The organism is Mesorhizobium sp. (assembly GCF_004962245.1).
In the GTDB taxonomy this organism is placed as follows: Bacteria; Pseudomonadota; Alphaproteobacteria; order Rhizobiales; family Rhizobiaceae; genus Mesorhizobium.
In genome coordinates, this window is record NZ_SUHQ01000008.1 from 164,328 (window position 1) to 189,344 (window position 25,017).

Consider the following 25,017-nt stretch of genomic DNA (forward strand, 5'->3'; position numbering starts at 1 on the left):
GGTCAGGCGGCGCGGTTGTCGCGTGCTGCCCTGACGGCCCGGAAAAACTGTTCGATCAGCGCCGGGTCCTTGACGCCCGGCGCGCTTTCCACGCCCGAGGAGATGTCTATTCCGGGCGGGTTGGCAAGCCGAAGGGCATCGCCGATGTTGGCGGCGTTGAGCCCACCGGAAAGCATGTAATCGACGCCTGCGTCAAGGCCGGCCAGAACGCGCCAGTCGAAGGCAATGCCGTTGCCGCCCGGCAGTTCCGAACCCTTCGGCGGCTTGGCGTCGAACAGGAAACGGTCGGCAATGCCGACGAAGGGTTTTATCCGCTCCAGATCGGCAGCCGCGCTGACGGCCAGCGCCTTCATCACCGGCAGGCCATGGCGGGCCTTGACCTCGGCCACCCGCTCCGGCGTTTCCGAACCATGCAGCTGCAGCATGTCGGGCTGCATTTTTTCGACGATCTCGTCCAGGAAGGCATCGCCGGCATCGACCGTCACGGCGACCGCCTTGGCCTTGCCAATTGCCGCTTCACGCAAGCGGCGGGCTTGCGCCGGCTCGACATAGCGCGGGCTTTTGGCGAAAAAAATGAAGCCGACATGGCTGGCGCCGCCGGCCAATGCCGCAGCCAATGCCTTGTCGGTCTTCAATCCGCATATCTTGATGTCGAGCGCCATGACGCGGGGATTGGCACGAAACGGCAAAAGAGTCGAGAAAAAGCATCCTGTTTGCCGCCAACGCGGAACGCGCTACCTTACTTCAGATAGTACAGGCGGGAGCAAACAAGCATGGCAGACGAAACCGTCGCCCAACTCAGGCAAAAGATCGCGCAGGCCCGCGAGGTCATCGTTCATCTGATGGACAAGGCCGCCTTCAACGGCGCCGAGGCGCAGCGCGCGCTCGACTATTTCGACAGCGACGCCTTCGAGGAGAACTTCTTACCATGGCCGCGCCATGCCGATGAAGGCTTGCGGCCGGAGGAGCTCAACGCTGCCAATGACGATTGAGCGGCCGTCCTACTCGAACATGATCGCCTGCAGCGCGCCGCCATTGCGCTTGAGCCAGTCCTTGCAGCGCTCGGTGTCGGGGCAGAGCTGCTCGCACAATTTCCAGAATTTCGGGCCGTGGTTCATCTCCTTGAGATGCGCCACCTCATGCGCGACGAGGTAGTTTATGACAGGTGCCGGCGCCATCATGATGCGCCAGGAGAAGGACAGATTGCCGTCGGAGGTGCACGATCCCCAGCGGCTCGACGTGTCCTTGAAGCGGATCGCCTTGGCGCGCTTGCCAACCGCCCCGGCGTGCTTGATCACCAGCGCCTCGATCTCGCGCTTGGCTTCGCGCTTGAGGAAATCGGCGATGCGGCGCGGCAGATGCACGCGATCGCCATGCACGATCATCAGCGGGCCGCGCTCGTCGCGCGACAGCGTGACGGTGCCGCGTTTGGAAGGTTCGTGAACGATGCGATGCGGCACGCCGCGCACCGGTATCTTGATGCCGGGCCGCACCTGCGGCCGGTTCGGCACCTTGGCCAGTCGCTGCTCCAGCCAGTCCTGATGGCGGTCCAGGAATTTTTCCACCTCTCCCCGGCGCAAGCCCGGCGGCACGGTGATGCGCAAGCCGCGGCCGCCGGAATCGATGCGCAGCGTCAGGCGGCGCGCCCGGTCGCTCTCGACGATCTTGAGCGGCAGCGTGCGACCGGCGACACAATGCTCTCGCTCCACGACTGGGGCGGGCCTGGGTTTGGTCAGGTTGCGGAAGAAGCCGAATGACATGGCGGGACGATACGCGATTCGAGGAAAACGAATAGAACAAAAAAGAAACGGCGCCGCTGACGCGACGCCGTTTTTGATTATTTATCGGGGCAAGGCTTTTACTCGTCCAACAGGCCTGGCGTGGATTTGCCGCTGCGTTTGCCGGTCGCCGTCGAGCCGGTCGATCCGCCGGTTGTGGGCGAGGTCGACTTGTTGCGGTTCGCCATGAAGCGGTCGAACTCTTCCTGGTCCTTGGCGCGGCGCAACTCCCTGGCATATTCGTCGAACTCGCTCAGCATCTCGTCGAGCTTGCGGCGCTCTTCATTGAGCCGCTCGAGTTCCTTTTCGCGCCAGTCGTCGAAAGCGACATTGCCGGTGCGGGCGGAGCCGTGGCCCCAGCGAGCCGCCTTGTCGGAACCGCGGCGGCAGCCAGCGAAGATGCCGTCGGTCGCGCGGTTGACGTCGCGCTTGAAGCCGTCAAGCCGGTCGCCCCAGATGATGTAGGCGAGCATGGCGAGGCCGAGCGGCCAGAACACCATGAAGCCGATCACCATCAGTGCGATGGTCGCCGGCGTCCAGGCCGGACGGATCAATGCAGATGTGTTCATTTTCTCCCAATCCTTCAGTTGGAGACAGCCAATCTCGGCTGCGTGGAATCGAAATGGGAAGGGAAAAACGGCGATTCAAGACAATGTCGGCCAAAACCGGACAAGCGGCTGAAATGATTATCGCTTTTTGAGGGTTTCGAGGAAAAGCACGACCAGGCCGGCAGGCAAGGTGGCGTTGCCGCCGACGGTTCTGCAGCGAATACCCGGCGCCGGTGCAATGGCTGATGCTTCGGATGCCCATTTCAAAAATCCAGAGGTGCGTTATCGACGACCTCTTTCATCACGAAGAACGTTCTCGTCTGGCGAACGCCGGGCAGTGCGATCAACTGGTCCCCATGAATTCGGTTGAAATCCGCCATGTCACCAACCCTGATCTTCAGAAAATAATCGAAGTCGCCTGCCACCAGATGGCAGTCGAGGATGAATTTCAGTTTGGCGACGGCCTTTTCGAAGTCCGCGAAACTCTCCGGGGTCGAGCGGTCGAGGACGACGCCAACCATCACCAGCGCGCCTCTGTCGACCTTCTGCGGTGTCACCACCGCCCTGACATGGCTGATATAGCCTTCATCGAACAAGCGTTGCGTGCGACGGTGGCATGTCGCCGGGCTGACAGCGACCGACTGCGCCAGCTCTGCATTGGTCAGTCGCCCATTGCCCTGAAGCAAGCGCAACATTTTCAGATCGATCCGGTCGAGATGTGCGTGCATGGAAGATTCTTCCGATATTTGAAGCATAGATCGAAGCAATATAACATTTCAACGCCATTGGGCGATATCTTGGATATTTTAGGCTCGATCTTTGAGAGCACCTTTCAAGGCAAAGGTGATAGCCTTTATCGCATCACACCGCAGTGAATTGGAACAAGGGAGGGCATTCTCATGCTCGAGAAATTCGAACGCTATCCGCTCACCTTCGGACCGACCCATATCGAGAAACTGGAGCGGCTCGGCGCTCATCTCGGCGGGAAGGTCGATCTCTATGTCAAGCGGGAGGATTGCAATTCCGGCCTCGCCTTCGGCGGCAACAAACTGCGCAAGCTCGAATACATCGTCCCGGACGCGATCGCCTCAAACGCCGACACGCTGGTGTCGATCGGCGGCGTTCAATCCAACCATACGCGCATGGTGGCGGCCGTCGCGGCGAAGATCGGCATGAAATGCCGCCTCGTGCAGGAAAGCTGGGTACCCCATGAGGACGCCGTCTACGATCGCGTCGGCAACATCCTTTTGAGCCGGATCATGGGCGCGGATGTCCAGATGGTCGATGAGGGCTTCGATATCGGTATCAGGGAAAGCTGGGAACAGGCGATCGCGGATGTGAAGGCCAAGGGTGGCAAGCCCTATCCGATTCCGGCTGGGGCTTCGGTGCATAAGTATGGCGGCCTGGGCTATGTCGGCTTCGCCGAGGAGGTGCGCGCGCAGGAGAAGGAGCTCGGCTTTGCCTTCGACTACATCGTCGTTTGTACCGTCACCGGCTCGACTCACGCTGGCATGCTGGTCGGCTTCGCCAAGGACGGCCGCGAGCGCAAGGTGATCGGCATCGACGCATCTGGCACCCCGGCGCAGACCAGGGCGCAAGTGCTCAAGATCGCGCAGAACACCGCGACGCTGGTCGAACTCGGTAAGGAGCTCGATGAGGACGATGTCGTTCTGATCGAGGATTATGCCTACCCGGTCTACGGCGTCCCCTCGCAGGAGACGAAGGAGGCGATCCGTCTCTGCGCGCGCCTTGAAGGCATGATCACGGATCCGGTCTATGAGGGAAAATCCATGCAGGGCATGATCGATCTCGTGAAGAAGGGTTATTTCCCCAAGGGATCGAAGGTGCTCTACGCCCACCTCGGCGGTGCTCCAGCCCTCAACGGATATGCCTACACATTCCGCAACGGCTGAATCTACCCCGCCTGCCGCGCCATGGCGTCGACCGCCCGCACCAGCATGTCGAGATCCTGCGGCCGCGACAGGCGGTGGTCGCCGTCGGGGATCAGCGACAGCGTGACGTCGTCGGCCGGCAGCAGGCTGACCAGTTTCAGCGCGTGGCTCGGCGGCACGTCGGCATCGGCCAGCCCCTGCAATATGTGGACGGGGCAATGGGTGTCGATCGGCCCGGTCATTGTCAGGTTGTTGCGGCCGTCCTCGATCAGCGCGCGGGTGTAGAGGTAAGGCTCGGCCGAATAGTCCGACGGCTCCTCGAAAAAACCCTTTTCGGCAAGGTCGCGCTTCTGCGCTTTGGTCAGCGCCGGCTCGACCAGCTCGGCGGTGAAATCCGGCGCCGGCGCCAGAAGCACCAGGCCGGCGATGCGGTTCTCGCCTGCCTTGTGCAATTCTTGGCGCAGTTCCTGGACCATGCGCAGCGCGATCCATGCGCCCATCGACGAACCGACCAGGATTTGCCTGCCTTGCGTGAAATGGCGGAAGACCGCGAGGCTTTGCGAAAGCCATTTCGAGATGGTGCCATCGGCAAAGGCGCCACCCGATTCGCCATGGCCGGAATAGTCGTGGCGCAGGAAGGCGCGGCCTTGCCCGCTCGCCCAGTCCGACAGCGTTTCCGCCTTGGTGCCAAGCATGTCCGACTTGTAGCCGCCGAGCCAGACAATGCCGGGTGCTGCACCCACGGCGCGCCTGACAGCGATGCTGGTTCCGTCAACGTCGAGAAAAACCGGTTCGGTCATGGCTACTCCTCACGCAGGTCTTGTGACACAACTGGCGGTTCGACGAAAAGTGGTCGGCAACTTTCTTCGTTTGGCACAAGGCTGTAGTCAGGGAACAGGGTGATTTCCTGTGAACGCTGTGCTATTGACTCCGGCCGCGCGCTCACCACATTGGCGCGTTCGCAATCTGAATTGAAATCCCTGAACGAAACGGCTCAAGGAGACCACGACCATTCGCAGACCTTTCAAAGCAACGGCGCCCACCAAGGAGGGCCCGCGCTCCAATCGTGATATCCGGGTTGCCCGGGTCCAACTCATCGACGCCGAAGGCCAGAACCACGGCGATGTCTCCATCAACGACGCATTGCTGCTCGCCGAAGAGGCTGGGCTCGATCTGGTCGAGATATCGCCCAACGCGGTGCCGCCCGTCGTAAAAATCCTCGATCTCGGCAAGCTGAAATACGCCAACCAGAAGAAGGCGGCCGAGGCGCGCAAGAACCAGAAGGTCATCGAGATCAAGGAGATCAAGATGCGCCCGAACATCGACAGCCATGACTACGAGACCAAGATGAAAGCGGTCCGGCGGTTTTTCGAGGAAGGCGACAAGGTCAAGCTGACATTGCGCTTTCGCGGCCGCGAGATGGCGCATATGGAACTCGGCATGCAGCTTCTGAACAAGGTTCGCGAGGAAGTGGCGCCCATCGCCAAGGTCGAAGCCGAACCGAAGCTCGAAGGCCGTCAGATGATGATGGTGCTGGCGCCCCGCTAAAGCGTTGCGCTTGCTGCTGTGCACTTTCGGGTCGAGCCCGAGGCCAAGCTTTTGGGCGACATGCATTAAATCCGCCTGAATCCTGTTGCAAGGGCGTCCCGGTGATCGGCGGGGCGCCTGTTTTCTTGGGTCAGACGCCGCGATCGCCGGCAAAGGTTCCTCGACAATCGGATTCCCGACATGCTCAATGAAGTTAAATCGGCGCAGGCCGAACAAGGGCGGGCCAGGCATGCGCTGGGCAGCTACCAGCACGCGCGCAGGATGGTTCTTGCCGCGCTCGTGGTTGTCCTGTTCGCGGCGCTGCTGTTTGGCCAGTCTTCTTTTCCTCCCGACACCGTGCTGCATGAAACGATCGAGATGGTCGGCGTCCTGCTGATCTTTCTCGGCATTGTCGGGCGCTTGTGGTCGACGCTCTATATCGGCGGGCGCAAATCCTCCGAGGTGGTGACCGGCGGACCCTATTCGATCACCCGCAATCCGCTCTATGTCTTCTCCTCGATGGCCGCCGCCGGCGTCGGCGCGCAGATCGGCTCGATCACCGCGATGGTCGGCTTCGCCGTGCTTTGTGCCGCGGCGTTCCATATCGTCATCCTGCGCGAAGAGAAATTCCTGAAGGAAGCGCTCGGCGCTCCATACAAAGCCTATATGGCGCGGGTGCCGCGCTTCTTCCCGAAGCTTTCGCTGTATCAGGAAGGCGACACCGGCAGCTTCAAGCCACGCCTGCTGCGGACCACCCTGCTGGACGGGCTGGTGTTCCTCATTGCCTTGCCGGCTTTCGAGTTGATCGACGGCGCGCAGGAATCGGGCATATTGCCGGTGCTGTTCCGTTTCCCATAAGCGCTGGGTGTTGCGTGCACTGGGTGTTGCGCGCCGGCTCGCTTTGACGTATAGGACCGCCGTTCCCAAAAACCGCCCGGCAGGGCATGCCGTGGCGGTTTCATTTGCTTTTCGGGCTTTGGTCGGCCTGAAGCGAACAAAATCAAGAGGCGTGGAGTGCCGAAGGCACGACGGAGACCTCAAAGAAACGGAGTAGCAAAATGCCCAAGATGAAGACCAAGTCGGCCGCCAAGAAGCGGTTCAAGATCACAGGTACCGGTAAAGTCCTGTCGGCTGCGGCCGGCAAGCGTCACGGCATGATCAAGCGTTCCAACAAGTTCATTCGAAATGCCCGCGGCACGATGGTTCTGGCTGAACCGGATGGCAAGAAGGTCATCAAGAATTTTCTGCCGAACGGCCTCTAAGGCATTCGGTCCGGACACGTTTAAGGAGATCATGACATGGCACGCGTAAAGAGAGGCGTCACCTCGCACGCCAAGCACAAGAAGGTCCTGAAAGCCGCCAAGGGCTTCTACGGCCGCCGCAAGAACACCATCCGCATCGCCAAGCAGGCGGTGGAAAAGTCGCTGCAGTATGCCTATCGCGACCGCAAGAACCGCAAGCGCTCGTTCCGCGCGCTGTGGATTCAGCGCATCAATGCAGCGACCCACGAGCATGGCCTGACCTATGGCCGCTTCATCGACGGTCTCAACAAGGCCGGCATCGAGATCGACCGCAAGATCCTGTCGGACATGGCCATCCATGAGCCGCAGGCGTTCGCCGCACTTGTGGCCAAGGCCAAGGTCGCGCTCGAATACCTGAAGAACACCACGCCGAACGCTTTTGAAAGCGCTGTAGCCTAACCAGCGCCTTCCCAAGCAACTTCGACACTTGATTTGGGAAACCCGCGCTGGCAGGGCTGGCGCGGGTTTTTCTTTGCTTCCAATCGAGTCTGGAACATGAGTGACATGGAAACCCTCGAAAACTCCCTGATGACCGACATTGCGTCGGCCGCCGACGAGCAGGCGATCGAAGCCGTGCGTGTTTCGGCGCTCGGCAAGAAGGGCTCGGTCTCCGAAATGCTGAAGACGCTCGGCTCGATGTCGGCCGAGGAGCGTCAGGTAAAAGGCCCGGCGATCAACGGCCTCAAGAACCGCATCACCGACGCGCTTTCCGCGCGCCGCGCCGAGCTGAGGGACGTGGCGATCACCGCGCGCCTCGCGGCGGAAAAGGTCGACGTCACGCTGCCGGTGCGGCAATCACCGGCCGAGCGCGGCCGCATCCATCCGATCAGCCAGGTCAGCGACGAGATCGCCGCGATCTTCGGCGATCTCGGCTTTGCCATCGCCGAAGGTCCGGATATCGAGACCGACCACTACAATTTCACCGCGCTGAATTTCCCGGAAGGCCATCCGGCGCGCGAGATGCACGACACCTTCTTCTTCCAGCCGGACGAGAAGGGCGAACGCAGGCTTTTGCGCACCCACACGTCGCCGGTGCAGATCCGCACCATGGAGGCGCAGAAGCCGCCGATCCGGATCGTCATTCCCGGCAAGACCTACCGGCAGGATTCCGATGCCACCCACTCGCCGATGTTCCATCAGGTCGAGGGGCTGGTGATCGACAGGACAGCCAATGTCGCCAACATGAAATGGGTGCTGGAGGAGTTCTGCAAGGCCTTCTTCGAGGTGCCACAGGTCAAGATGCGCTTCCGGCCGTCCTTCTTCCCGTTCACCGAACCCAGCATGGAGGTCGACATCCAGTGCGACCGTTCGCGGCCGGGCGAGGTGCGCTTCGGCGAAGGCTCCGACTGGATGGAGATCCTCGGCTGCGGCATGGTGCACCCCAATGTGCTGAGATATGGCGGGCTCGATCCCGACGAGTATCAGGGCTTTGCCTGGGGCATGGGCATCGATCGCATCGCCATGCTGAAATACGGCATGCCGGATCTGCGCGCCTTTTTCGACGCCGATGTGCGCTGGCTGTCGCATTACGGTTTTAGGCCGCTCGACATGCCGACGCTGTTCGGGGGGCTGAGCACGTGACGGCGGTCCACACCGGCGGCTGCCGCTGCGGCGCCGTGCGGTTCGAGGCTTCGGCCGAGCCGCACCATGTCAGCTATTGCCATTGCGGCGATTGCCGGCGGGCCAGCGGCGCGCCGGTGTCGGCCTTTGTCGGCTTCCTGACCGAACAGGTCGCCTTCACCGGCAAGGCGCTGAAGATGTTCGAGAACGGGCCGGTGACGCGTTCGTTTTGCGGCATCTGCGGCTCGCCGATCGCCTATGTCGACGAGCGGCTGGACGATCGCATCTATTTCATGCTCGGCGCCATGGACATGCCGGCCTATTTCAAGCCGACCCACCACGCCCATGTGCGCGAGCAGCTTCCCTTCCTGCACATGCCGGACGACCTGCCGCGCCATTTGAAGACCAGCGTGCCCAGACCTGACGAGCAAAGACCAGACGGAACACAGTCATGAAACTCACCCTCTCCTGGCTCAAGGACCACCTCGAGACTGATGCCTCGCTGGCGGAGATCGTCGAGCGGCTGACCTCCATCGGCCTCGAAGTCGAGCATGTCGACGACAGATCGAGCCTGAAACCCTTCGTCATCGCCAAGGTGTTGACGGCGGTCCAGCATCCCGACGCCGACCGGCTGCGTGTGCTGACCGTCGACACCGGCGACGGCAAGGCCCCTGTGCAGGTCGTGTGCGGTGCGCCCAATGCGCGCGCCGGCCTGGTCGGCGCCTTCGCCGCGCCCGGCACCTATATTCCCGGCATCGACGTGACGCTGACGGTCGGCAAGATCCGCGGCGTCGAAAGTCACGGCATGATGTGCTCCGAGCGCGAACTGGAGCTTTCGGACGAGCATAGCGGCATCATCGATCTGCCCGCCGATGCGCCGGTCGGCACCAGCTTCGCCGCCTATGCCCATCTCGACGACCCGCTGATCGAGATCAATTTGACGCCGAACCGGCCGGATGCGACCAGCGTGTACGGCATCGCCCGCGATCTGGCGGCGAGCGGGCTCGGCACGCTGAAGGCTGCGCCGGTCGAGGCAATCCCTGGCAAGGGAGAGACGCCGGTCAAGGTGACGATCGAGGCGCCGGAGCTCTGCCCGGGCTTTGCGCTGCGCCTGGTGCGCGGCGTCAAGAACGGCCCGTCGCCGAAATGGCTGCAGCAAAGGCTGATCGCCATTGGTCTGAGGCCGATCAGCGCGCTGGTCGACATCACCAACTACGTCACTTTCGACCGCGGCCGGCCTTTGCATGTGTTCGACGCCAGGAAGGTCGCCGGCAACCTTACCGTGCGCCGCGCGCGCGACAGTGAAAAGGTGCTGGCGCTCGACGGCCGCGAATACACGCTGACGCCCGAGATGTGCGTGATAGCAGACCAGGACGGCGTCGAATCCATCGCCGGCATCATGGGCGGCGAGCATTCTGGCTGCGACGAGAACACCACCGACGTGCTGATCGAATCGGCACTTTGGGATCCGATCACCACGGCCCGTACCGGCCGCACCCTCGGCATCATCAGCGATGCGCGCTACCGCTTCGAGCGCGGCGTCGATCCCGAATTCATGGTTCCCGGCGTGGAGCTGGCGACCAGACTGGTGCTGGATTTCTGCGGTGGGACGCCGGCGGAAACCGAGGTCGTCGGCTATGCCGGCCACACGCCTGAGATCGTGTCCTTCCCGCTGTCGGAAGTGAAGCGGCTGACCGGCATCGAGGTACCGAGCTCGACAAGCCTCGACATTCTCGCCCGCCTTGGGTTCAAGTCGGAAGGCTCAGGCGAGGTCGTCAATGTGGCGGTCCCGTCCTGGCGCCCGGATATCGACGGCAAGGCCGATCTGGTCGAGGAGGTCATGCGGATCCATGGCGTCGACAACATCGCCCCGCAGCCGCTCGGCGCCCATGACGCGGTCAACGCCAAGATCCTGACCGTGCTGCAGATCCGCACCCGCGCGACCAAGCGGGCGCTGGCGGTGCGTGGCATGATGGAGGCCGTCACCTGGTCGTTCATTCCGGCAAAACATGCCGAACTGTTCGGCGGCGGCCAGACCGCGCTGAAGCTCGCCAATCCGATCGCCGCCGACATGTCCGACATGCGGCCGTCGCTGCTGCCGGGGCTGATCGCCGCCGCCCAGCGCAATGCCGACAGGGGCATCGGCGATGTCGCGCTGTTCGAAGTGTCGGGCACCTATGAAGGCGATGCGGCCGACCAGCAGCGGCGCGTCGCCGCCGGCGTGCGGCGCGGCACCGCCAAGCTCGAAGGCTCCGGCCGTCATTGGGCCGGCAATGCCGGTGCTGTCGGCGTGTTCGACGCCAAGGCCGACGCGATCGCAGCACTTGAAGCCTGCGGCGCGCCGGTCGAGCGGCTGCAGATCGAGGCCGGCGGCCCGGCCTGGTATCATCCAGGCCGCTCCGGCACGATCAAGCTCGGGCCGAAGGTCGTGTTGGCCACGTTCGGTGAATTCCATCCGAAGACGCTGGAGGAGCTGGATGTTTCCGGACCGCTCTGCGGCTTCGAGGTCTTCGTCGATGCCGTACCCGAGCCGAAGGCCAAGCCGACGCGGACAAAGCCGAGACTGGAACTGTCCGCCTTCCAGGCGGTCAAGCGCGATTTCGCCTTCGTCGTCGACAAGGCGGTCGAGGCCGGCACGCTGACCCGCGCCGCCCTTGCCGCAGACAAGAAGCTGATCACCGGCGTTTCGGTCTTCGACGTTTTCGAAGGGGCATCGCTCGGCGCGGCCAAGAAATCGGTCGCCATCGAAGTGTCGATCCAGCCGGTCGAAAAGACGCTGACCGACGAGGATTTCGAGGCGCTGGCCAAGCGCATCGTCGAGAATGTGCACAAGCAGACGGGCGGCGTGCTCAGAGCGTGAGCGGTGCAGGGACAGAGGGGGCGCTGTCCCGCGACGTCTCGCAATTCTGCACCGCGCGACGTTCGAAAAGGGGCGCCGGAGCGCCCCTTTTCGATCCATCCGTTCGGCAATCTTCACCCGTTGACCAGCGCCAGCGCCGCTTCGGTGTAGCGCTTGCCGGTGACCTTTTCCGGCGACAGGGCGTCGCCTATGGCCGCTACCTCCGCCTCGCTCAGCACGATCTGTGCCGCGGCTGCGTTCTGCTCCAGATGGCGGATCTTGCGGGCGCCGGGGATCGGTACGATGAAATCGCCCTGATGCAGCACCCAGGCGAGCGCCAGTTGCGCCGGCGTCACGCCCTTCTGCGCCGCCATTGTTTCCAGCGTGGCGACAACAGCCGCATTGGCGGCCATGGCGTCGGCCTGGAAGCGCGGCAGGGTGTGGCGCCAGTCGCCCGCGCCGAGAGCTTCCGGCTTGTTGATCGTGCCGGTGAGCAGGCCGCGGCCGAGCGGGCTGTAGGGGACGAAGCCGATGCCGAGTTCGCGGCAGACGGCGAACACCTCTTCTTCCGGGTCGCGGCTCCACAGCGAATATTCGCTCTGCACGGCTGATATCGGATGCACGGCATGCGCCCGGCGGATGGTCGCCGCGCTCGCCTCCGACAGGCCGAGCGTGCGCACCTTGCCCTCGCGCACCAGCTCGGCCATGGCGCCGACCGTGTCTTCGATCGGCACGTTGGGATCAACGCGGTGCTGGTAGTAGAGATCGATCACCTCGACGCCCAGCCGCTTCAATGACGCTTCGGCGACCGCCTTGACGTGTTCGGGGCGGCTGTCGACGCCGGCCATCCGCTCGACGCCGTTGCCTTCCTCTAGAATCTTGAAGCCGAATTTTGTCGCGATCGTCACATGATCGCGCACCGGCTTCAACGCCTTGCCGAGCAGGATCTCGTTCTCGTAGGGGCCATAGACCTCGGCGGTGTCGAAGAAATTGACGCCGATCTCGACGGCGCGGCGCAGCGTGGCGATCGCGTCGGCCTCCGCCTGACCGCCATAGACGAAGCTCATCCCCATGCAGCCGAGGCCGACCGGATAGACGTCAAGTTCATTTCCAAGCTTGCGGGTTTGCATCACGCGTCTCCTTGTTGTGATGCGACGGAAATAGCGTCTTGTCCCGAGTTCGATAATCGGCTCTCATTCGCACGGGCTGTTCTAAAAGATAGATCAATGAAGCGAACCCATCTTTCCCAGCTCGCGGTGCTGGCAACCGTCGCCCAATGCGGCAGCTTTCGCGGCGCGGCCAGGGAACTCGCCATCGCGCCCTCGGCGGTCAGCCACGCGGTTTCCAGCCTGGAGGCGCATCTCGGCGTTCGTCTCCTGGCGCGCAGCACCCGCAGCGTCGCTCCGACCGAGGAGGGCGCACAGTTGCTCGAGCGGCTGAGGCCGGCGCTGTCGGAGATCGACCTCGCCCTGGAATCGGCGGTCGAGGCACGCGACCGGCCGGCCGGCAATCTCAGGCTGACCGTGCCGCGCACCGCAGCCCACCTGGCGCTGACGCCGCGGCTCGGTGCCTTTGCATCGGCCTATCCGGACATCGTGCTGGAGATCGTCATCGAAGACCGCTTCACCGATGTGGTCGAAGGCGGCTTCGACGCTGGCGTGCGGCTCGGCGAGAGCCTGCAGCGCGACATGATCGCCGTGCGCATCGGGCCGGACCTTCGCGGCGCCGTCGTCGGCGCGCCATCCTATTTCGCGACCATGCCCAGACCGCGCCATCCGCACGATCTCGTCGATCACCGTTGCCTGCGCTTCCGTTTCTCCAGCGGCATTCTCTACAGCTGGGAATTCGAGAAGGACGGCGAGGAGATCGAACTGCCGGTGCAAGGGCCGCTGATCCTCGACGAGGACCATCTGATAGCCAATGCGGCGGTCGACGGCGCCGGTCTTGCCTTCCTGTTCGAGGACTATGTTCGCGAGGCGCTGGCCGCCGGCAAGCTCATTCGCGTGCTGGAGGACTGGTGCCCGCCCTTCGACGGTTTCTTCGTCTATTATCCGAGCCGCCGCCAGATGCGGCCGGCGCTCAGGGCCTTTGTCGATTTTTTCAAGGTACGCGGATGAAAGCCGGGCTCACCAGCGTTCACCGACAATGCCGGCATCGATCACAAACAGCACGACCCGCTACGGCTGGGCGGCGATCGTTCTTCACTGGCTGATCGCCGCGATCTTCGTCGGCCAGTTCGTGCTCGGCTTCGTCATGATGCGGGTGTCCAGCCAGCGCACCGCCTTTGAGCTGATCCAGCTGCACAAATCCTTCGGCTTTCTGCTGCTTGGTCTGGTGATCCTGCGCATTGCCTGGCGTCTCGGCAGCGCGGCGCCGTCCCTGCCGCGTTCGGTCGGGCCTCTAGAGCGCCGCGCGGCGCCGCTTGTGCATTTTGCGCTTTATGCGCTTCAGCTCGCTTTGCCGCTGTCCGGCTGGGCGCTGGTCTCGGTTTCGATGCTGGAGATCCCGAGCGTGCCCTTCAACCTGTTCGTCATGCCGGACCTGCCGCTGGCTGAATCGGACGCGGCGGAGAGCTTCTGGGCAGCAGCGCACTGGTATCTTGCCTATGCCGGCATCGGGCTTGTCGCCTTGCATTTCGCCGCGGCGCTGCGCCATCATTTCTGGCTGAAGGACGCGGTGCTGACGCGCATGATCACGCCTTTGTCAGATCAAGACGCGGAATAGAGCGGACGGTTCATTCGTTGATGGGGCGAGGACGCAAAAAATGCGTTGCCTCCAAAAAAGGAATACTCCCATGTACGCGCGCATCTTCGGAATTGCGGCGGTGGCCGCTTGCCTTGCCGTGCCTGTTTTCGCGGCAGTCGCCCTCGGTGATGCCGCCGGCAGCTACACGATCAGCCCGGCCAGTTCGAGCATCCGCTTCTCCATCGGCAAGGCCGGCGGCGGCGGGCTCAATGGCGCCTTCGCCCGCTTCAAGGGCAGCATCCGCATCGACAACAGCGATGTCGGGCGCTCACAGGTCAATTTCACCATCTTTCCCGAAAGCGTTGGCACCGGCCAGGGCCGCGTCGACGCCTTCCTTCGCTCCGACGCGGTATTCGACGCCGCCAATAGCCCGGAAATCCAGTTCCGCTCGACCAGCGTCAAACGCACCGGCGACACCACAGCCCTCGTCACCGGCCGGCTGACGGCGCGTGGCAAGACCTTCCCGGAGAAATTCACGGCCGAGCTCGGCGGCCTCAAGTCTGGCACGATAAGATTCCATGTCACCGGCAAGGTGCTGCGGTCGCGCTACGGCATGGACGTCGGCACGCCGATCTATTCGAACGTCGTCAACTTCGACATGACGCTGACAGGCAAGCGCCGCTGAGTGGTTGCAGGCGGGGAAACCAAGCTGCGGAGGGGAGAGCCGTACTATTCACCGCCATGCTTCCGCATTGGCTTTTCCGCCGATTTCAGGCAAACCTCATCGCCTGCAAACCGAAAGGGAGAAGCCTGATGTTCCGATGGGGTGTTTTGTCGACGGCCAAGATCGGCCGCGAGCATCTTTTGCCCGCAATGGTCGAGGCGGAGAACGGCGTTCTGTCGGCGATCGCCAGCCGCGACATGTCGAAAGCCCGTGCTTTGGCCGACCGTTTCGGCGCCCCCCATGCCTTCGGCTCCTATGACGAGCTGCTCGCCTCCAAGGACGTCGACGGCGTCTACATCCCGCTGCCGACCGCGCAGCATGTCGAATGGACCGCGAAGGCGATTCAAGCCGGCAAGCATGTTCTGGTCGAAAAGCCCTTGGCGCTCGATGCCAAGGACATTCCGCCGCTGATCGAGCTGCGCGACGCCAAGAAAGTGCTGGTCTGCGAAGCCTTCATGGTCGTCTACCACCCGCAATGGATCAAGGTGCGCGAGCTGATCGCCAATGGCGCCATCGGCCGGCTGCGCCATGTGCAGGGCGCGTTTTCCTACTACAATGTCGATCCCACCAACATGCGCAACCAGCTCGACCTCGGTGGCGGCGCGCTGCCCGACATCGGCGTCTACCCGACCGTGTCGACGCGCTTTTCGACGGGCAAGGAGCCGCTGCGCGTCCAGGCGACGATCGAGCGCGACAAGACATTCGGCACCGACATCTACTCCTCGATCCGCGCCGATTTCGGCGACTTCGAACTGTCGTTCTACCTGTCGACGCAGATGGCGGCGCGGCAGGTGATGGTGTTCCACGGCGAGAAGGGCTTCATCGAGGTGCTTTCGCCGTTCAATGCCGGGATCTACGATCATCATCGCATCGAGCTGCACAACCAGAACCACAGCGAGGCGCAAGTGTTCCGCTTCCCCGGCCTGCAGCAATACCGGCTGGAGGTCGAGGCCTTCGCGCGGGCGGCACAGGGCGGCAAGGACCGCGTCTTCACGCTGGAGGAATCGGTGCTCAACCAGAAGGTCATCGACGCCATCTTCCGCGCCGGCGAGAAGGAAGGCTGGGAGATAGTCTGACAGTTCGTCAAGCCGGGGAGGAGAGCCGGGGGAGAAATGGCTGACGATGCGGATGTGATCATTGTCGGCGCCGGCCTTGCCGGCCTCGTCGCCGCGGCGGAACTGGCAGAGGCCGGCAAGAAGACCATCATCGTCGATCAGGAGCCGGAACAGTCGCTCGGCGGCCAGGCGTTCTGGTCGCTCGGCGGCATCTTCCTCGTCGATTCGCCCGAACAGCGGCGCATGCGCATCCGCGATTCGCATGATCTGGCGCTCGAGGACTGGCTGGGCACCGCCGCCTTCGACCGACCGGAGGATCTCTGGCCGCGCCGCTGGGCCGAAGCCTATGTCGGCTTCGCCGCCGGCGAGAAGCGCTCTTGGCTCATGCAGCGTGGCATGAAGTTCTTTCCGGTGGTCGGCTGGGCCGAGCGCGGCGGCGGCAACGCCATCGGTCACGGCAATTCGGTGCCGCGCTTCCACGTCACCTGGGGCACCGGCCCCGGCGTCCTCGACCCGTTCGTCCAGCGCGTGCGCGAGGCCGAGAAGCGCGGATTGATCCGCTTCAAGTTCCGCCACCGCGTCAACGAACTGACCCGGACGGGCACTGTCGTAAACGGCGTGCGCGGCGACATGCTCCAGCCGAGCGATGTCGAGCGCGGCCGCAAGAGTTCGCGCGACGTGGCCGGCGATTTCGAGCTCAAAGCGCAGGCGGTCGTCGTCGCCTCCGGCGGCATCGGCGCCAATCCCGAGCTTGTCCGCAAGAACTGGCCGCAGCGGCTGGGAGCGCCGCCCAGGCGCATGATCACCGGCGTTCCCGATCATGTCGACGGCCGCATGCTGGCGATCACCGAACAGGCCGGCGGCAGCATCATCAATCGCGACCGCATGTGGCACTATGTCGAGGGCATCAGGAACTGGGCGCCGATCTGGACCGACCATGCCATCCGCATCCTGCCCGGCCCGTCGTCGCTGTGGCTCGACGCGCGCGGCAAGCGCCTGCCGGTGCCGCTCTATCCCGGCTTCGACACGCTGGGCACGCTCAGCCACATCATGCGCACCGGCTTCGACTATTCCTGGTTCATCCTGACCCAAAAAATCATCCAGAAGGAGTTCGCGCTGTCGGGCTCCGAACAGAACCCCGACCTCACCGGAAAAAGCTGGCGCCAGGTGCTCGGCCGCGCCACATCAGGCGTTCCCGGTCCGGTGAAGGCGTTCATGGAGAAGGGCGAGGATTTCATCGTCGAGGCTGAGCTGCCGGCGCTGGTCGCCCGCATGAACGCGCTGGTCGGCGGCGAGCCGCTGCTTGAGCTGGCGCAGGTCGAGCGCGAAATCCGTGCCCGCGACCGGCAGCTCGACAATCCGTTCTCCAAGGACATGCAGATCACTGCCTTGCGCGGGGCGCGGGCTTATCTCGGCGACCGGCTGATCCGCACGGCTAAGCCGCACAAGATGCTCGACCCCGCCAATGGCCCGCTGATCGCGGTCAGGCTAAACATCCTGACCCGCAAGACGCTGGGCGGCTTGCAGACTGATCTCGAAAGCCGTGTGCTGGACGCCGAGGGCCAGCCGATCGAAGGGCTGTACGCCGTCGGCGAAGCCGCCGGTTTCGGCGGCGGCGGCATGCACGGTTACGCGGCACTGGAAGGCACGTTCCTCGGCGGCTGCATCTTCTCCGGCCGCAGCGCCGGCCGCGCGGCCGCACGTGGGGTGGGGTAGGGCTTCACCAGATCCATTCGCCTCGTCCCAGAACCGACACCGCGTCGACGATCCGGGTGAAGCTCGATCGAGCGCGGCCGACTGTGTGCCTGGCCCTGAGATAGCCATGCACCAGCCCCGGCTCTTCGAACCAGAAGGCGTGGCCACCCGCCGCGACGACGCGGTCGCGATAGGCCTCGCCGTCAGACGACAGCGGGTCGCATTGGGCGGTGATCAGCACGGTCGGTGGCAGATTGGCAAAATCGGCGTCGGCCAGCGGCGATAGGGTAAGATCGCCGGTGCGGTCCTCGCCGCCTGTCCTGATACTGCCGTAGAAATCGAGGTCGCGCACCGTCAGCATCGGCGCCTCGGCATGGGTCACGTAAGACCCTTGCGAGCGGTCGCCGCCAAGGCCGGGATAGATCAGAACCTGGCCGAACGGCCTTCGCGCATGGCCGCGTGTCGCATGGCTGACGGCAGCGGCAAGATTGCCGCCGGCACTGTCGCCGCAGAGCAGGATCGGGCGCTTGTAAGTCGTCGCCGCCCATTCGAAGGCGCTGATGGCATCGTCGAATGCAGCCGGATGAAGATGTTCCGGCGCCAGCCGGTAGTCGACCGAAACCACCTCATAGCCGGTGCGGCTGCAAAACTCGGCACAGACGTCGTCATGGCTATCGAGCCCACCGAGGATAAAACCGCCGCCATGGAAATAAAGCACCATCGCCGCTGCTTCCGGCGCCGGCGTGCGATAGATGCGGATCGGAATGGGATGAGACGGCGTGGCAATGGCGGTGGTTTCCGCCGTGACGTTGTCCGGATAGCCGGCAAAGAACTCGCGGCACAGCCGGTCGTAGATGTCGCGCTGCTGATCGATCGTGTAGTCGATCGTGTCCGGCGGATAGTAGGAATTGGTCCGCTCGATGAAGGCCCATGTTTCGGCGTCGAGGAGGGTTTTGTAGTCGGTCATGGGAGCTGGGCTGGCTTCCAAGGTCGAGCCTGGACACCCCCCTCTGGCCTGCCGGCCATCTCCCCCGCAAGGGGGGAGCTTGGCAGCTTCGGCGAAGCCGCCCTTCCTCCAGCGTTGACAATTTGCGAAAGCAATGGCGACGGTCGATCTCCCCCCTTGCGGGGGAGATGGCCGGCAGGACAGAGGGGGGTGGGACGGAACGCCGTCATCTCCGCAGTATCACTTCCCCTTCCACACAGGGTCGCGCTTTTCGGCAAAGGCGCGAAAGCCTTCGAGATTGTCCTCCGAGCCGTACAGTGCGTCAACCGTCGGCAGCTGGCGGCGCGTCACCCGGTTCATGGCGTCCTGGAAGGTGAGCGCTTCGGCGACCCGCGCCGTTTCCTTGATCGCGGCGAAGACCAGCGGCGGGCCGCCGGCCAGCAGCCGGGCGATCTCCCAGACGCGGTCCTCGAGCTTGTCCTTGGGCAGCACCTCGTTGACCAGGCCCCAGCGATGCGCCTCGGCGACATCCATCCAGCGGCCGGTGAGCAAAAGGTCCATGGCGACGTGATAGGGGATGCGCTTCGGCAGCTTGATCGTCGCCGCGTCGGCCAGCGTGCCGGCGCGGATTTCGGGCAACGCGAAGGAGGAGTGGTCCGATGCGTAGATGAGGTCGCAGGACAGCGCCAGCTCGAAGCCGCCGCCGACCGCCATGCCGTTGACGCAGGCGATGACCGGTTTGTTGAGATCACGCAGTTCCTGCAGTCCGCCGAAGCCGCCGACGCCATAGTCGCCGTCGACCGCGTCGCCGCCGGCCGCGGCCTTCAGATCCCAGCCGGCGCAGAAGAACTTGTCGCCGGCGGTCTTGACGATGGCGACGCGCAAGCCCGGATCGTCGCGGAACGCCTTGAACGTCTCGCCCATCAGCCGCGACGTTTTCAGGTCGATGGCATTGGCCTTGGGCCGATCGAGCGTGACCTCGAGGATCGTGCCCTCGCGGCGGGTCGAAATGACGTCAGACATTCTTGTTCTCTCCCAGCACCAGCAGCGCGTCGGCGATCCAGGCGCCCTTGCCCTCGGTGCAGACGATCAGCGGATTGATGTCGAGCTCCTCGATCTCGCCGGCATTGTCCTGCACGAAGGCGGCAATCCTGGCGATGGCATCGATGGCCGCCGCGACATCGGCCTTCGGCCGGCCGCGATAGCCTTCGAGCAGCGGAAACAGTTTGAGCCCGTGCAGCGCCGCCTCGATGTCGTCGCGGGTTGCCGGCAGCATCAGCGTGACGCTGTCGCGCAGCAGCTCGACCAGCACGCCACCGGTGCCGAGCGTCATCACCGCGCCGAACATCGGGTCGCGGGTGAAGCCGACGATGAGCTCGGCGACGCCGTCGCCCACCATGCGCTCGACATAGAGGCCGGTGCCGAGCGGATCGAGATCATGGGCGGCGGTGCTGACGGATTCGGCATCCCTGAGGTTGAGCCGCACCGCGCCGAGCTCGGATTTGTGGGTCACGCCCAAAGCCTTCAGTGCCACCGGAAAACCGAGCGCCATCGAGGAGATCACCGCCTCGACCGCATTGCCGGCGCGTTCGCCCTTGGGCACGGGAAGCCCGGCCTCGATCAGCCGCGCTTTCGCCTCGGCCTCATCAGGCGTGACATGGTCGCCGGCCGGTGCGCCGGAAGCGGAGGTGTCGATAGGCTGCGCCTGCGGCTCGCGCCAGGCCCAGCCGATGAAGGCCGCTGCCTGGGCGGCGTCCATGGCCTCGGAAATGCCGAACAACGGCACCATGCCGCGCGCCATCAGCCCGGCGGTGTATTCCTCGGGCAGGTTCTCCGGCAGCGACGACACGATCGCGCCCTGCGCCCTGTTGGTCTTCAGCGCCGATTCGAAGGCGCGCAGCGTCGTCCACCAGTCGGTGTCGGAGCAGCGGTCCGGGCGCGGGAAGTCGAGCACCAGCATGTTGAGGTCGAAGCCGCCCGACACCATGGCGGTGAAGGTGGCGGTCATCGCCGGCTCGTTGTTCCAGATGAAGGTGTGGTAGTCGAGCGGGTTGGCCACCGCAACCAGCGGCCCGAGAGTCGATTTGACGTGGGCACGGTGCGTGTCGGTCAGATCAGGGAAGTTCACCCAGCGGCCTTCGGCGCTGTCGGCCATGACAGACGCTTCGCCGCCCGAACAGCTCATCGATGACAGCCGGTAGCCGGGCAACGGCCCGGTGACGTGCAGCAGCTTGAGCGCTTCGATGAAGGCGGGAATCGAATCGACGCGGGCGATGCCGAGCCGCTTCAGGAAGGCGCCGGAGGCGGCGTCGGAGCCGGCCAGCGATGCCGTGTGCGACACGGTCGCCTGCCGCGCCTGTTCGGAACGGCCGACTTTCATGGCGATGATCGGTTTCTTCAGTTCCCGCGCCCGCGCGGCCAGTCTTTCGAAGCCGGCTACCGAATCGAAAGCCTCGATATGCAGGCCGAGCGACGTGACGCGGTCGTCCTCGATCAGGCCGAGCGCTATTTCGGAAAGGCCGGTCTGCGCCTGGTTGCCGGCGGTCATCAGAAAGGCGATCGGCAGGCCGCGCTTCTGCATCGTCATGTTGATGGCGATGTTGGACGACTGGGTGATGATGGCGACGCCGCGTCCGCTCTCGGCCAGCCTGATGCCGCCATGCTGGTCGGGCCATAAAAGCGCGCCGTCGGCATAGTTTATCAGGCCGTAGCAGTTCGGCCCGATGATCGGCATCCGGCCTGCCGCTGCGACCAGCTCGGCCTGCAGCCGCTCGCCATGCTCGTCATAGGCCTCGGTTTCGAGGAAGCCAGCGGCAAAACAGACGGCGCCGCCGGCGCCGCGCTCGGCCAGCGCCTTGACCACCTCGATGGTCAAATGCCGGTTGACGCCGACAAAGGCGGCGTCCGGCGCGCCCGGCAATTCCGCCACGGAGCGGTAGGCCTTGCGGCCGGCGACGTCCTCCTTGGTCGGGTGCACCGGCCAGATATCGCCGGCAAAGCCCATCTTGATCGATTGCGCAACGACGGCGGCGGCCTGCGCGCCGCCGAACACGGCGATTGATTTGGGCCGCAAAAGACGTTCAAGTCTATGCATCGATCAGCCCCCAACCGCCCGCAGCAATGCCCGCGAGATGATGTGACGCTGAATCTCGGACGTGCCTTCCCAGATGCGCTCGACGCGGGCGTCGCGCCAGATGCGCTCCAGCGGCAAATCGTCCATCAGCCCCATGCCGCCATGGATCTGGATCGCCTCGTCGGCGACGAAGGCAAGCATTTCGGTGGCCTTCAGCTTGGCCATGGCCATGTCCTGGTCGGTGACGGTACCCTGATCGTACTTCCAGCCGGCTTCGAACACCATCAGGTCGGCGGCTTTCAGTTCCGTCGCCATGTCGGCGAGCTTGAAAGACACGCCCTGGAACTTGCCGATCTGCTGGCCGAATTGCTGGCGCTGCGCGGCGTACTCGATGGCGTGGCCAAGCGCCCGCTCGGCCCGGCCGAGGCAGGTCGCGCCGACCTGCAGGCGGGTCGCGCCAAGCCATGAATTGGCGACGTCGAAGCCCTTGTGGACCTCGCCCAGAATCTGGCTCGCCGGCAGGCGGCAATCGTCGAATTCGAGGATGGCGTTGGTATAGCCGCGGTGCGAGACGTTGCGGTAGCCGTCACGCACCGTAAAACCCTTGGTGCCCTTGTCGACGAAAAAGGCGGTGATCTTCTTGCGCTTGCCGCGCGGCGTATCCTCTTCGCCCGAGGCCATGAAACAAATAGCGAAATCGGCAAGATCGGCATGGCTGATGAAATGCTTGGTGCCGTTCAGCACCCAGTCGTCGCCGTCCTGCACGGCGGTCGCCCGCATGCCGCGCAGATCGGAGCCGGCGCCCGGCTCGGTCATCGCCAGGCAATCCCATTTCTCGCCACGAATGCAGGGATAAAGATATTTTTCGCGCTGCTCGGGCGTGCCAGCCAAAAGGATGTTGGAAGGCCGCGCCACGCAGGTCCAGTGCAGCGCGTAATTGGCGCGGCCGAGTTCCTTTTCGTAAAGCAGCCAGGTCACCGTATCGAGGCCGGCGCCACCGACTTCCGTTGGCATGTTGGCGGCATAAAGCCCGGCTTCGATCGCCTTGGCCTGGATCTCGTCGATCAGTTCGCGGCGCAGCACGCCGGTGCGCTCGACCTCGCGCTCATGCGGGTAAAGCTCGTTCTCGACGAAGGCGCGCGTCGTCTCGACGATGAGTTTCTGTTCCTCGGAGAGGCCAAAATCCATGGTCTCAGCCTTTCTTCTTTTTCTTCGGCTTTTCAGCCTTGGCCTTCTCGGCCGCCTTGGAAGTGGCGGGCTTTTTCGCCGCAAGCTTGGCGAGCTGCCTGGTATAGTCCTTATGCAAGGCGCCGGCGCCCCAACCCTTGCCCTTGTTCTGCTTCGACAGCGCCTCCATGATGGCGACCAGATTGTCGTCGCGTATCTTTTCGAGTTCGCGGATCGACAGGCCATGCGCCTGGTCGTCCGACTGGGTGGCGATCAGGTCGACCAGATCGTCGTTGAACTCCGGCACGTCCATCAGCTTGGTCCATGGCCATTTCAGGCACGGGCCGAACTGCGCCATGAAATGGCGCATGCCGGCCTCGCCGCCGGCGACGCGATAGACCTGGAACATGCCCATCTGCGCCCAGCGCAGGCCGAAGCCATAGCGCATGATGTCGTCGAGTTCCTCGACCGTGCAGATGCCGTCCTTGATCAGCCACAGCGCCTCGCGCCATGCCGCCTCCAGTAGACGGTCGCCGACAAAGGCCTCGATCTCCTTGCGGATCACCACCGGCTTCATGCCGATCGAGGCGTACATCTCCTTGGCGACCTCGATCGCCTCGGGAAAGGTCTGTTCGCCGCCGACGATCTCGACCAGCGGCAAGAGGTAGACCGGGTTGAACGGATGGCCAACGACCAGCCGCTCCGGATGCTTCTTCATCGCCACCTGCATGTCGGTCGGCTTGATGCCCGAGGTCGAGGAACCGACAATGGCATTGGCCGGCGCATAAAGGTCAATCTCGGCCAGCACGCGATGTTTGAGGTCGAGCCGTTCCGGCACGCTTTCCTGGATGAAATCGGCATCGGCGACGGCATCGGCGATGGTCTTGGCAAAGGTCAATTTGCCTTCTTTGGGCAGGCCGCCGGGCAGCATCTGCTTGTAGGCGCGGCGCGCGCCCTTCATCACCTCGCCGACCTTGCGCGCGGCTTCCGGGTCGGGATCGAAGATCGACACGTCGATGCCGTTCAAGAGCAGGCGCGCCACCCAGCCCGCGCCGATGACGCCGCCGCCGATGGCGGCTGCCTTGTTGATGATGCTCATGCGGAGGCTCCGGTTCTTGTCCTGGCTGTTGCTGGGTCGATGAGAAGCACGAAGGCGCAATCCGCGCGGTCGCTGCCCTTCGTGGCGATGAATTTTACGGTCATCATCGGCGGCTCCTCCCTGCCGATTCCTTGTTCAAAGCGGCGCGCGCTTCGTAAGGTTGAGCTTCTTGCGCACCTCGTCCGGGCCGATGACCCTTGCGCCCATGTTCGACACGATGCTGACCGCCCGCTCGACCAGCTGGGCATTGGTCGCCAGCACGCCCCTGTCGAGCCAGAGATTGTCCTCGAGCCCGACGCGGACATTGCCGCCGGCCAGCACCGCGGCGGCGGCATAGGCCATCTGGTTGCGGCCGATGGAGAAGGCCGACCAGGTCCAGCTCGACGGCACGTTGTTGACCATGGCCATGAAGGTGTTGAGATCGTCCGGGGCACCCCATGGCACGCCCATGCACAATTGCACGAGCGCATCGGGCTTCAGCACCTGTTCCTCGACCAATTGCTTGGCGAACCAAAGATGCCCGGTATCGAAGGCCTCGATCTCCGGCTTGACGCCGAGCGCCGTCATCATGCCGCCCATCGCGCGCAGCATGCCGGGCGTGTTGGTCATGACATAGTCGGCCTCGGCGAAGTTCATGGTGCCGCAGTCGAGCGTGCAGATCTCCGGCAGGCACTGGCGCACATGTTCCATACGGTTGGTGGCGCCGCCCATGTCGGTGCCTTTTTCATTTAAGGGGAGCGGCGCCTCGGGCGAACCGAACACCATGTCGCCACCCATGCCGGCGGTCAGGTTCAGCACCACGTCGACATCCGCCGCGCGGATGCGCTCGGTTACTTCGCGGTAGAGGTCCACGTCACGGCGAGGCTTGCCGGTTTCGGGGTCGCGAACATGGCAGTGGACGATCGCAGCACCCGCCTTGGCCGCATCGATGGCCGAATCGGCGATCTGCTTGGGCGAACGCGGCACATGCGGGCTGCGGTCCTGCGAACTGCCGGACCCGGTCACGGCACAGGTAATGAAAACCTCACGGTTCATCGCAAGCGGCATGGACTTTTCTCCCAATCAAACAGACGCCCAACCAAACATTGGGCCCAATCGAACAGACGGCAAGAATGCCTGACTTGCCGG

26 protein-coding genes are annotated in these 25,017 nt (G+C 63.9%); 14 read left to right on the top strand and 12 right to left on the bottom strand.

The genetic code is table 11. The features are described 5' to 3' along the window. Window positions 1-2 precede the first annotated feature (2 nt). Window positions 3-662 carry a phosphoribosylanthranilate isomerase gene (locus tag E5X88_RS11155; protein ID WP_292161284.1) on the bottom strand — a complete coding sequence of 220 codons (660 nt, stop codon included), beginning with the start codon at window positions 660-662 and terminating at the stop codon, window positions 3-5. A 111-nt stretch (window positions 663-773) separates the two neighbouring features. Here E5X88_RS11155 and E5X88_RS11160 point away from each other — a divergent pair, with 111 nt between their 5' ends. Then, on the top strand, window positions 774-992 hold the full coding sequence (locus E5X88_RS11160) for a hypothetical protein (protein ID WP_292161286.1): 219 nt from the start codon (window positions 774-776) through the stop codon (window positions 990-992). Between the two features lie 9 nt (window positions 993-1,001). Here the strand turns inward: E5X88_RS11160 and E5X88_RS11165 are convergent, their stop codons facing one another. The 3 genes from E5X88_RS11165 to E5X88_RS11175 all read right to left on the bottom strand — a co-directional run bounded on the left by E5X88_RS11165 (window position 1,002) and on the right by E5X88_RS11175 (window position 3,054). Further along, window positions 1,002-1,760 carry a M48 family metallopeptidase gene (locus tag E5X88_RS11165; protein ID WP_292161287.1) on the bottom strand — a complete coding sequence of 253 codons (759 nt, stop codon included), beginning with the start codon at window positions 1,758-1,760 and terminating at the stop codon, window positions 1,002-1,004. Window positions 1,761-1,858: 98 nt separating this feature from the next. Then, window positions 1,859-2,347 carry a DUF2852 domain-containing protein gene (locus E5X88_RS11170; RefSeq protein ID WP_292161288.1) on the bottom strand — a complete coding sequence of 163 codons (489 nt, stop codon included), beginning with the start codon at window positions 2,345-2,347 and terminating at the stop codon, window positions 1,859-1,861. 242 nt (window positions 2,348-2,589) lie between these two features. Beyond that, the gene (locus E5X88_RS11175) at window positions 2,590-3,054 is read right to left on the bottom strand and encodes an Lrp/AsnC ligand binding domain-containing protein (protein WP_292161289.1); all 465 of its coding nucleotides are present in this window, start codon (window positions 3,052-3,054) and stop codon (window positions 2,590-2,592) included. Between the two features lie 171 nt (window positions 3,055-3,225). Here E5X88_RS11175 and E5X88_RS11180 point away from each other — a divergent pair, with 171 nt between their 5' ends. Then, entirely contained in the window at window positions 3,226-4,239 is a 1,014-nt protein-coding gene (locus tag E5X88_RS11180) for a 1-aminocyclopropane-1-carboxylate deaminase (protein ID WP_292161290.1), read from the top strand. Between the two features lie 2 nt (window positions 4,240-4,241). On the opposite strand, the gene E5X88_RS11185 is transcribed toward E5X88_RS11180, so the two are convergent. Continuing rightward, on the bottom strand, window positions 4,242-5,018 hold the full coding sequence (locus E5X88_RS11185) for an alpha/beta hydrolase (RefSeq protein WP_292161291.1): 777 nt from the start codon (window positions 5,016-5,018) through the stop codon (window positions 4,242-4,244). Between the two features lie 211 nt (window positions 5,019-5,229). Here E5X88_RS11185 and infC point away from each other — a divergent pair, with 211 nt between their 5' ends. From infC to pheT, 7 genes are all read left to right on the top strand, one after another. After that, window positions 5,230-5,766, top strand: coding sequence for a translation initiation factor IF-3 (gene infC / locus E5X88_RS11190; protein ID WP_126036976.1), 537 nt, complete (start codon window positions 5,230-5,232; stop codon window positions 5,764-5,766). Between the two features lie 180 nt (window positions 5,767-5,946). Continuing rightward, a complete protein-coding gene (locus tag E5X88_RS11195) occupies window positions 5,947-6,603 on the top strand; it encodes an isoprenylcysteine carboxylmethyltransferase family protein (protein WP_292161292.1) in 657 nt (218 codons plus the stop codon). A 200-nt stretch (window positions 6,604-6,803) separates the two neighbouring features. Next, window positions 6,804-7,007: a 50S ribosomal protein L35 gene (rpmI, locus tag E5X88_RS11200; RefSeq protein WP_006201248.1), complete on the top strand. Its 204-nt coding sequence runs from the start codon at window positions 6,804-6,806 to the stop codon at window positions 7,005-7,007. Window positions 7,008-7,043: 36 nt separating this feature from the next. Continuing rightward, window positions 7,044-7,445: a 50S ribosomal protein L20 gene (gene rplT / locus E5X88_RS11205; RefSeq protein WP_006201247.1), complete on the top strand. Its 402-nt coding sequence runs from the start codon at window positions 7,044-7,046 to the stop codon at window positions 7,443-7,445. A gap of 96 nt (window positions 7,446-7,541) precedes the next feature. After that, the gene (gene pheS / locus E5X88_RS11210; RefSeq protein WP_292161293.1) at window positions 7,542-8,627 is read left to right on the top strand and encodes a phenylalanine--tRNA ligase subunit alpha; all 1,086 of its coding nucleotides are present in this window, start codon (window positions 7,542-7,544) and stop codon (window positions 8,625-8,627) included. Beyond that, complete coding sequence (locus E5X88_RS11215; RefSeq protein ID WP_292161294.1) at window positions 8,624-9,061, top strand: GFA family protein; 438 nt, start codon at window positions 8,624-8,626, stop codon at window positions 9,059-9,061. Before pheS ends, E5X88_RS11215 begins: the two co-directional genes overlap by 4 nt. After that, on the top strand, window positions 9,058-11,466 hold the full coding sequence (gene pheT, locus E5X88_RS11220) for a phenylalanine--tRNA ligase subunit beta (RefSeq protein WP_292161295.1): 2,409 nt from the start codon (window positions 9,058-9,060) through the stop codon (window positions 11,464-11,466). Before E5X88_RS11215 ends, pheT begins: the two co-directional genes overlap by 4 nt. Before the next feature lie 113 nt (window positions 11,467-11,579). Here pheT and E5X88_RS11225 read toward each other — a convergent pair whose 3' ends face one another. Further along, a complete protein-coding gene (locus E5X88_RS11225; RefSeq protein ID WP_292161296.1) occupies window positions 11,580-12,575 on the bottom strand; it encodes an aldo/keto reductase in 996 nt (331 codons plus the stop codon). Between the two features lie 96 nt (window positions 12,576-12,671). Here E5X88_RS11225 and E5X88_RS11230 point away from each other — a divergent pair, with 96 nt between their 5' ends. The 5 genes from E5X88_RS11230 to E5X88_RS11250 all read left to right on the top strand — a co-directional run bounded on the left by E5X88_RS11230 (window position 12,672) and on the right by E5X88_RS11250 (window position 17,625). Continuing rightward, the gene (locus E5X88_RS11230; protein ID WP_292161297.1) at window positions 12,672-13,562 is read left to right on the top strand and encodes a LysR family transcriptional regulator; all 891 of its coding nucleotides are present in this window, start codon (window positions 12,672-12,674) and stop codon (window positions 13,560-13,562) included. Between the two features lie 28 nt (window positions 13,563-13,590). Further along, a complete protein-coding gene (locus tag E5X88_RS11235; protein ID WP_292161298.1) occupies window positions 13,591-14,169 on the top strand; it encodes a cytochrome b in 579 nt (192 codons plus the stop codon). Window positions 14,170-14,239: 70 nt separating this feature from the next. Further along, window positions 14,240-14,815 carry a YceI family protein gene (locus tag E5X88_RS11240; RefSeq protein ID WP_292161299.1) on the top strand — a complete coding sequence of 192 codons (576 nt, stop codon included), beginning with the start codon at window positions 14,240-14,242 and terminating at the stop codon, window positions 14,813-14,815. Between the two features lie 128 nt (window positions 14,816-14,943). Then, window positions 14,944-15,930, top strand: a complete 987-nt coding sequence (locus E5X88_RS11245; protein ID WP_292161300.1) for a Gfo/Idh/MocA family oxidoreductase — start codon at window positions 14,944-14,946, stop codon at window positions 15,928-15,930. A gap of 36 nt (window positions 15,931-15,966) precedes the next feature. Continuing rightward, window positions 15,967-17,625 (top strand): FAD-binding dehydrogenase, encoded by a 1,659-nt coding sequence (locus E5X88_RS11250; RefSeq protein ID WP_292161301.1) that lies wholly within the window; start codon window positions 15,967-15,969, stop codon window positions 17,623-17,625. Between the two features lie 4 nt (window positions 17,626-17,629). On the opposite strand, the gene E5X88_RS11255 is transcribed toward E5X88_RS11250, so the two are convergent. The 6 genes from E5X88_RS11255 to E5X88_RS11280 form a co-directional block, all read right to left on the bottom strand. Then, window positions 17,630-18,571 (bottom strand): alpha/beta hydrolase, encoded by a 942-nt coding sequence (locus tag E5X88_RS11255; RefSeq protein WP_292161303.1) that lies wholly within the window; start codon window positions 18,569-18,571, stop codon window positions 17,630-17,632. A 219-nt stretch (window positions 18,572-18,790) separates the two neighbouring features. Next, complete coding sequence (locus tag E5X88_RS11260; RefSeq protein ID WP_292161304.1) at window positions 18,791-19,573, bottom strand: carnitinyl-CoA dehydratase; 783 nt, start codon at window positions 19,571-19,573, stop codon at window positions 18,791-18,793. Beyond that, entirely contained in the window at window positions 19,566-21,644 is a 2,079-nt protein-coding gene (locus E5X88_RS11265) for an acetate--CoA ligase family protein (protein WP_292161305.1), read from the bottom strand. The genes E5X88_RS11260 and E5X88_RS11265 overlap by 8 nt, the downstream gene beginning before the upstream one ends. A gap of 3 nt (window positions 21,645-21,647) precedes the next feature. Further along, on the bottom strand, window positions 21,648-22,811 hold the full coding sequence (locus E5X88_RS11270) for an acyl-CoA dehydrogenase (protein WP_292161306.1): 1,164 nt from the start codon (window positions 22,809-22,811) through the stop codon (window positions 21,648-21,650). 4 nt (window positions 22,812-22,815) lie between these two features. Then, complete coding sequence (locus E5X88_RS11275) at window positions 22,816-23,889, bottom strand: 3-hydroxyacyl-CoA dehydrogenase NAD-binding domain-containing protein (RefSeq protein ID WP_292161307.1); 1,074 nt, start codon at window positions 23,887-23,889, stop codon at window positions 22,816-22,818. A 135-nt stretch (window positions 23,890-24,024) separates the two neighbouring features. Next, on the bottom strand, window positions 24,025-24,936 hold the full coding sequence (locus E5X88_RS11280) for a 3-keto-5-aminohexanoate cleavage protein (RefSeq protein WP_292161308.1): 912 nt from the start codon (window positions 24,934-24,936) through the stop codon (window positions 24,025-24,027). Between the last annotated feature and the right edge of the window lie 81 nt (window positions 24,937-25,017).

Excerpts from the sequence above, each read along its gene's own strand:
- pheS (WP_292161293.1), top strand. The coding sequence starts at position 7,542 with ATGAGTGACATGGAAACCCTCGAAAACTCCCTGATGACCGACATTGCG.
- E5X88_RS11245 (WP_292161300.1), top strand. The coding sequence starts at position 14,944 with ATGTTCCGATGGGGTGTTTTGTCGACGGCCAAGATCGGCCGCGAGCAT.
- pheT (WP_292161295.1), top strand. The coding sequence starts at position 9,058 with ATGAAACTCACCCTCTCCTGGCTCAAGGACCACCTCGAGACTGATGCC.
- E5X88_RS11240 (WP_292161299.1), top strand. The coding sequence starts at position 14,240 with ATGTACGCGCGCATCTTCGGAATTGCGGCGGTGGCCGCTTGCCTTGCC.
- E5X88_RS11235 (WP_292161298.1), top strand. The coding sequence starts at position 13,591 with ATGCCGGCATCGATCACAAACAGCACGACCCGCTACGGCTGGGCGGCG.
- E5X88_RS11155 (WP_292161284.1), bottom strand. The coding sequence starts at position 662 with ATGGCGCTCGACATCAAGATATGCGGATTGAAGACCGACAAGGCATTG.
- E5X88_RS11195 (WP_292161292.1), top strand. The coding sequence starts at position 5,947 with ATGCTCAATGAAGTTAAATCGGCGCAGGCCGAACAAGGGCGGGCCAGG.
- E5X88_RS11280 (WP_292161308.1), bottom strand. The coding sequence starts at position 24,936 with ATGCCGCTTGCGATGAACCGTGAGGTTTTCATTACCTGTGCCGTGACC.
- E5X88_RS11250 (WP_292161301.1), top strand. The coding sequence starts at position 15,967 with ATGGCTGACGATGCGGATGTGATCATTGTCGGCGCCGGCCTTGCCGGC.
- E5X88_RS11170 (WP_292161288.1), bottom strand. The coding sequence starts at position 2,347 with ATGAACACATCTGCATTGATCCGTCCGGCCTGGACGCCGGCGACCATC.
- E5X88_RS11225 (WP_292161296.1), bottom strand. The coding sequence starts at position 12,575 with ATGCAAACCCGCAAGCTTGGAAATGAACTTGACGTCTATCCGGTCGGC.
- E5X88_RS11265 (WP_292161305.1), bottom strand. The coding sequence starts at position 21,644 with ATGCATAGACTTGAACGTCTTTTGCGGCCCAAATCAATCGCCGTGTTC.
- E5X88_RS11165 (WP_292161287.1), bottom strand. The coding sequence starts at position 1,760 with ATGTCATTCGGCTTCTTCCGCAACCTGACCAAACCCAGGCCCGCCCCA.
- E5X88_RS11185 (WP_292161291.1), bottom strand. The coding sequence starts at position 5,018 with ATGACCGAACCGGTTTTTCTCGACGTTGACGGAACCAGCATCGCTGTC.
- E5X88_RS11175 (WP_292161289.1), bottom strand. The coding sequence starts at position 3,054 with ATGCACGCACATCTCGACCGGATCGATCTGAAAATGTTGCGCTTGCTT.
- E5X88_RS11275 (WP_292161307.1), bottom strand. The coding sequence starts at position 23,889 with ATGAGCATCATCAACAAGGCAGCCGCCATCGGCGGCGGCGTCATCGGC.
- E5X88_RS11160 (WP_292161286.1), top strand. The coding sequence starts at position 774 with ATGGCAGACGAAACCGTCGCCCAACTCAGGCAAAAGATCGCGCAGGCC.
- rpmI (WP_006201248.1), top strand. The coding sequence starts at position 6,804 with ATGCCCAAGATGAAGACCAAGTCGGCCGCCAAGAAGCGGTTCAAGATC.
- E5X88_RS11230 (WP_292161297.1), top strand. The coding sequence starts at position 12,672 with ATGAAGCGAACCCATCTTTCCCAGCTCGCGGTGCTGGCAACCGTCGCC.
- E5X88_RS11255 (WP_292161303.1), bottom strand. The coding sequence starts at position 18,571 with ATGACCGACTACAAAACCCTCCTCGACGCCGAAACATGGGCCTTCATC.
- E5X88_RS11260 (WP_292161304.1), bottom strand. The coding sequence starts at position 19,573 with ATGTCTGACGTCATTTCGACCCGCCGCGAGGGCACGATCCTCGAGGTC.
- E5X88_RS11270 (WP_292161306.1), bottom strand. The coding sequence starts at position 22,811 with ATGGATTTTGGCCTCTCCGAGGAACAGAAACTCATCGTCGAGACGACG.
- rplT (WP_006201247.1), top strand. The coding sequence starts at position 7,044 with ATGGCACGCGTAAAGAGAGGCGTCACCTCGCACGCCAAGCACAAGAAG.
- E5X88_RS11180 (WP_292161290.1), top strand. The coding sequence starts at position 3,226 with ATGCTCGAGAAATTCGAACGCTATCCGCTCACCTTCGGACCGACCCAT.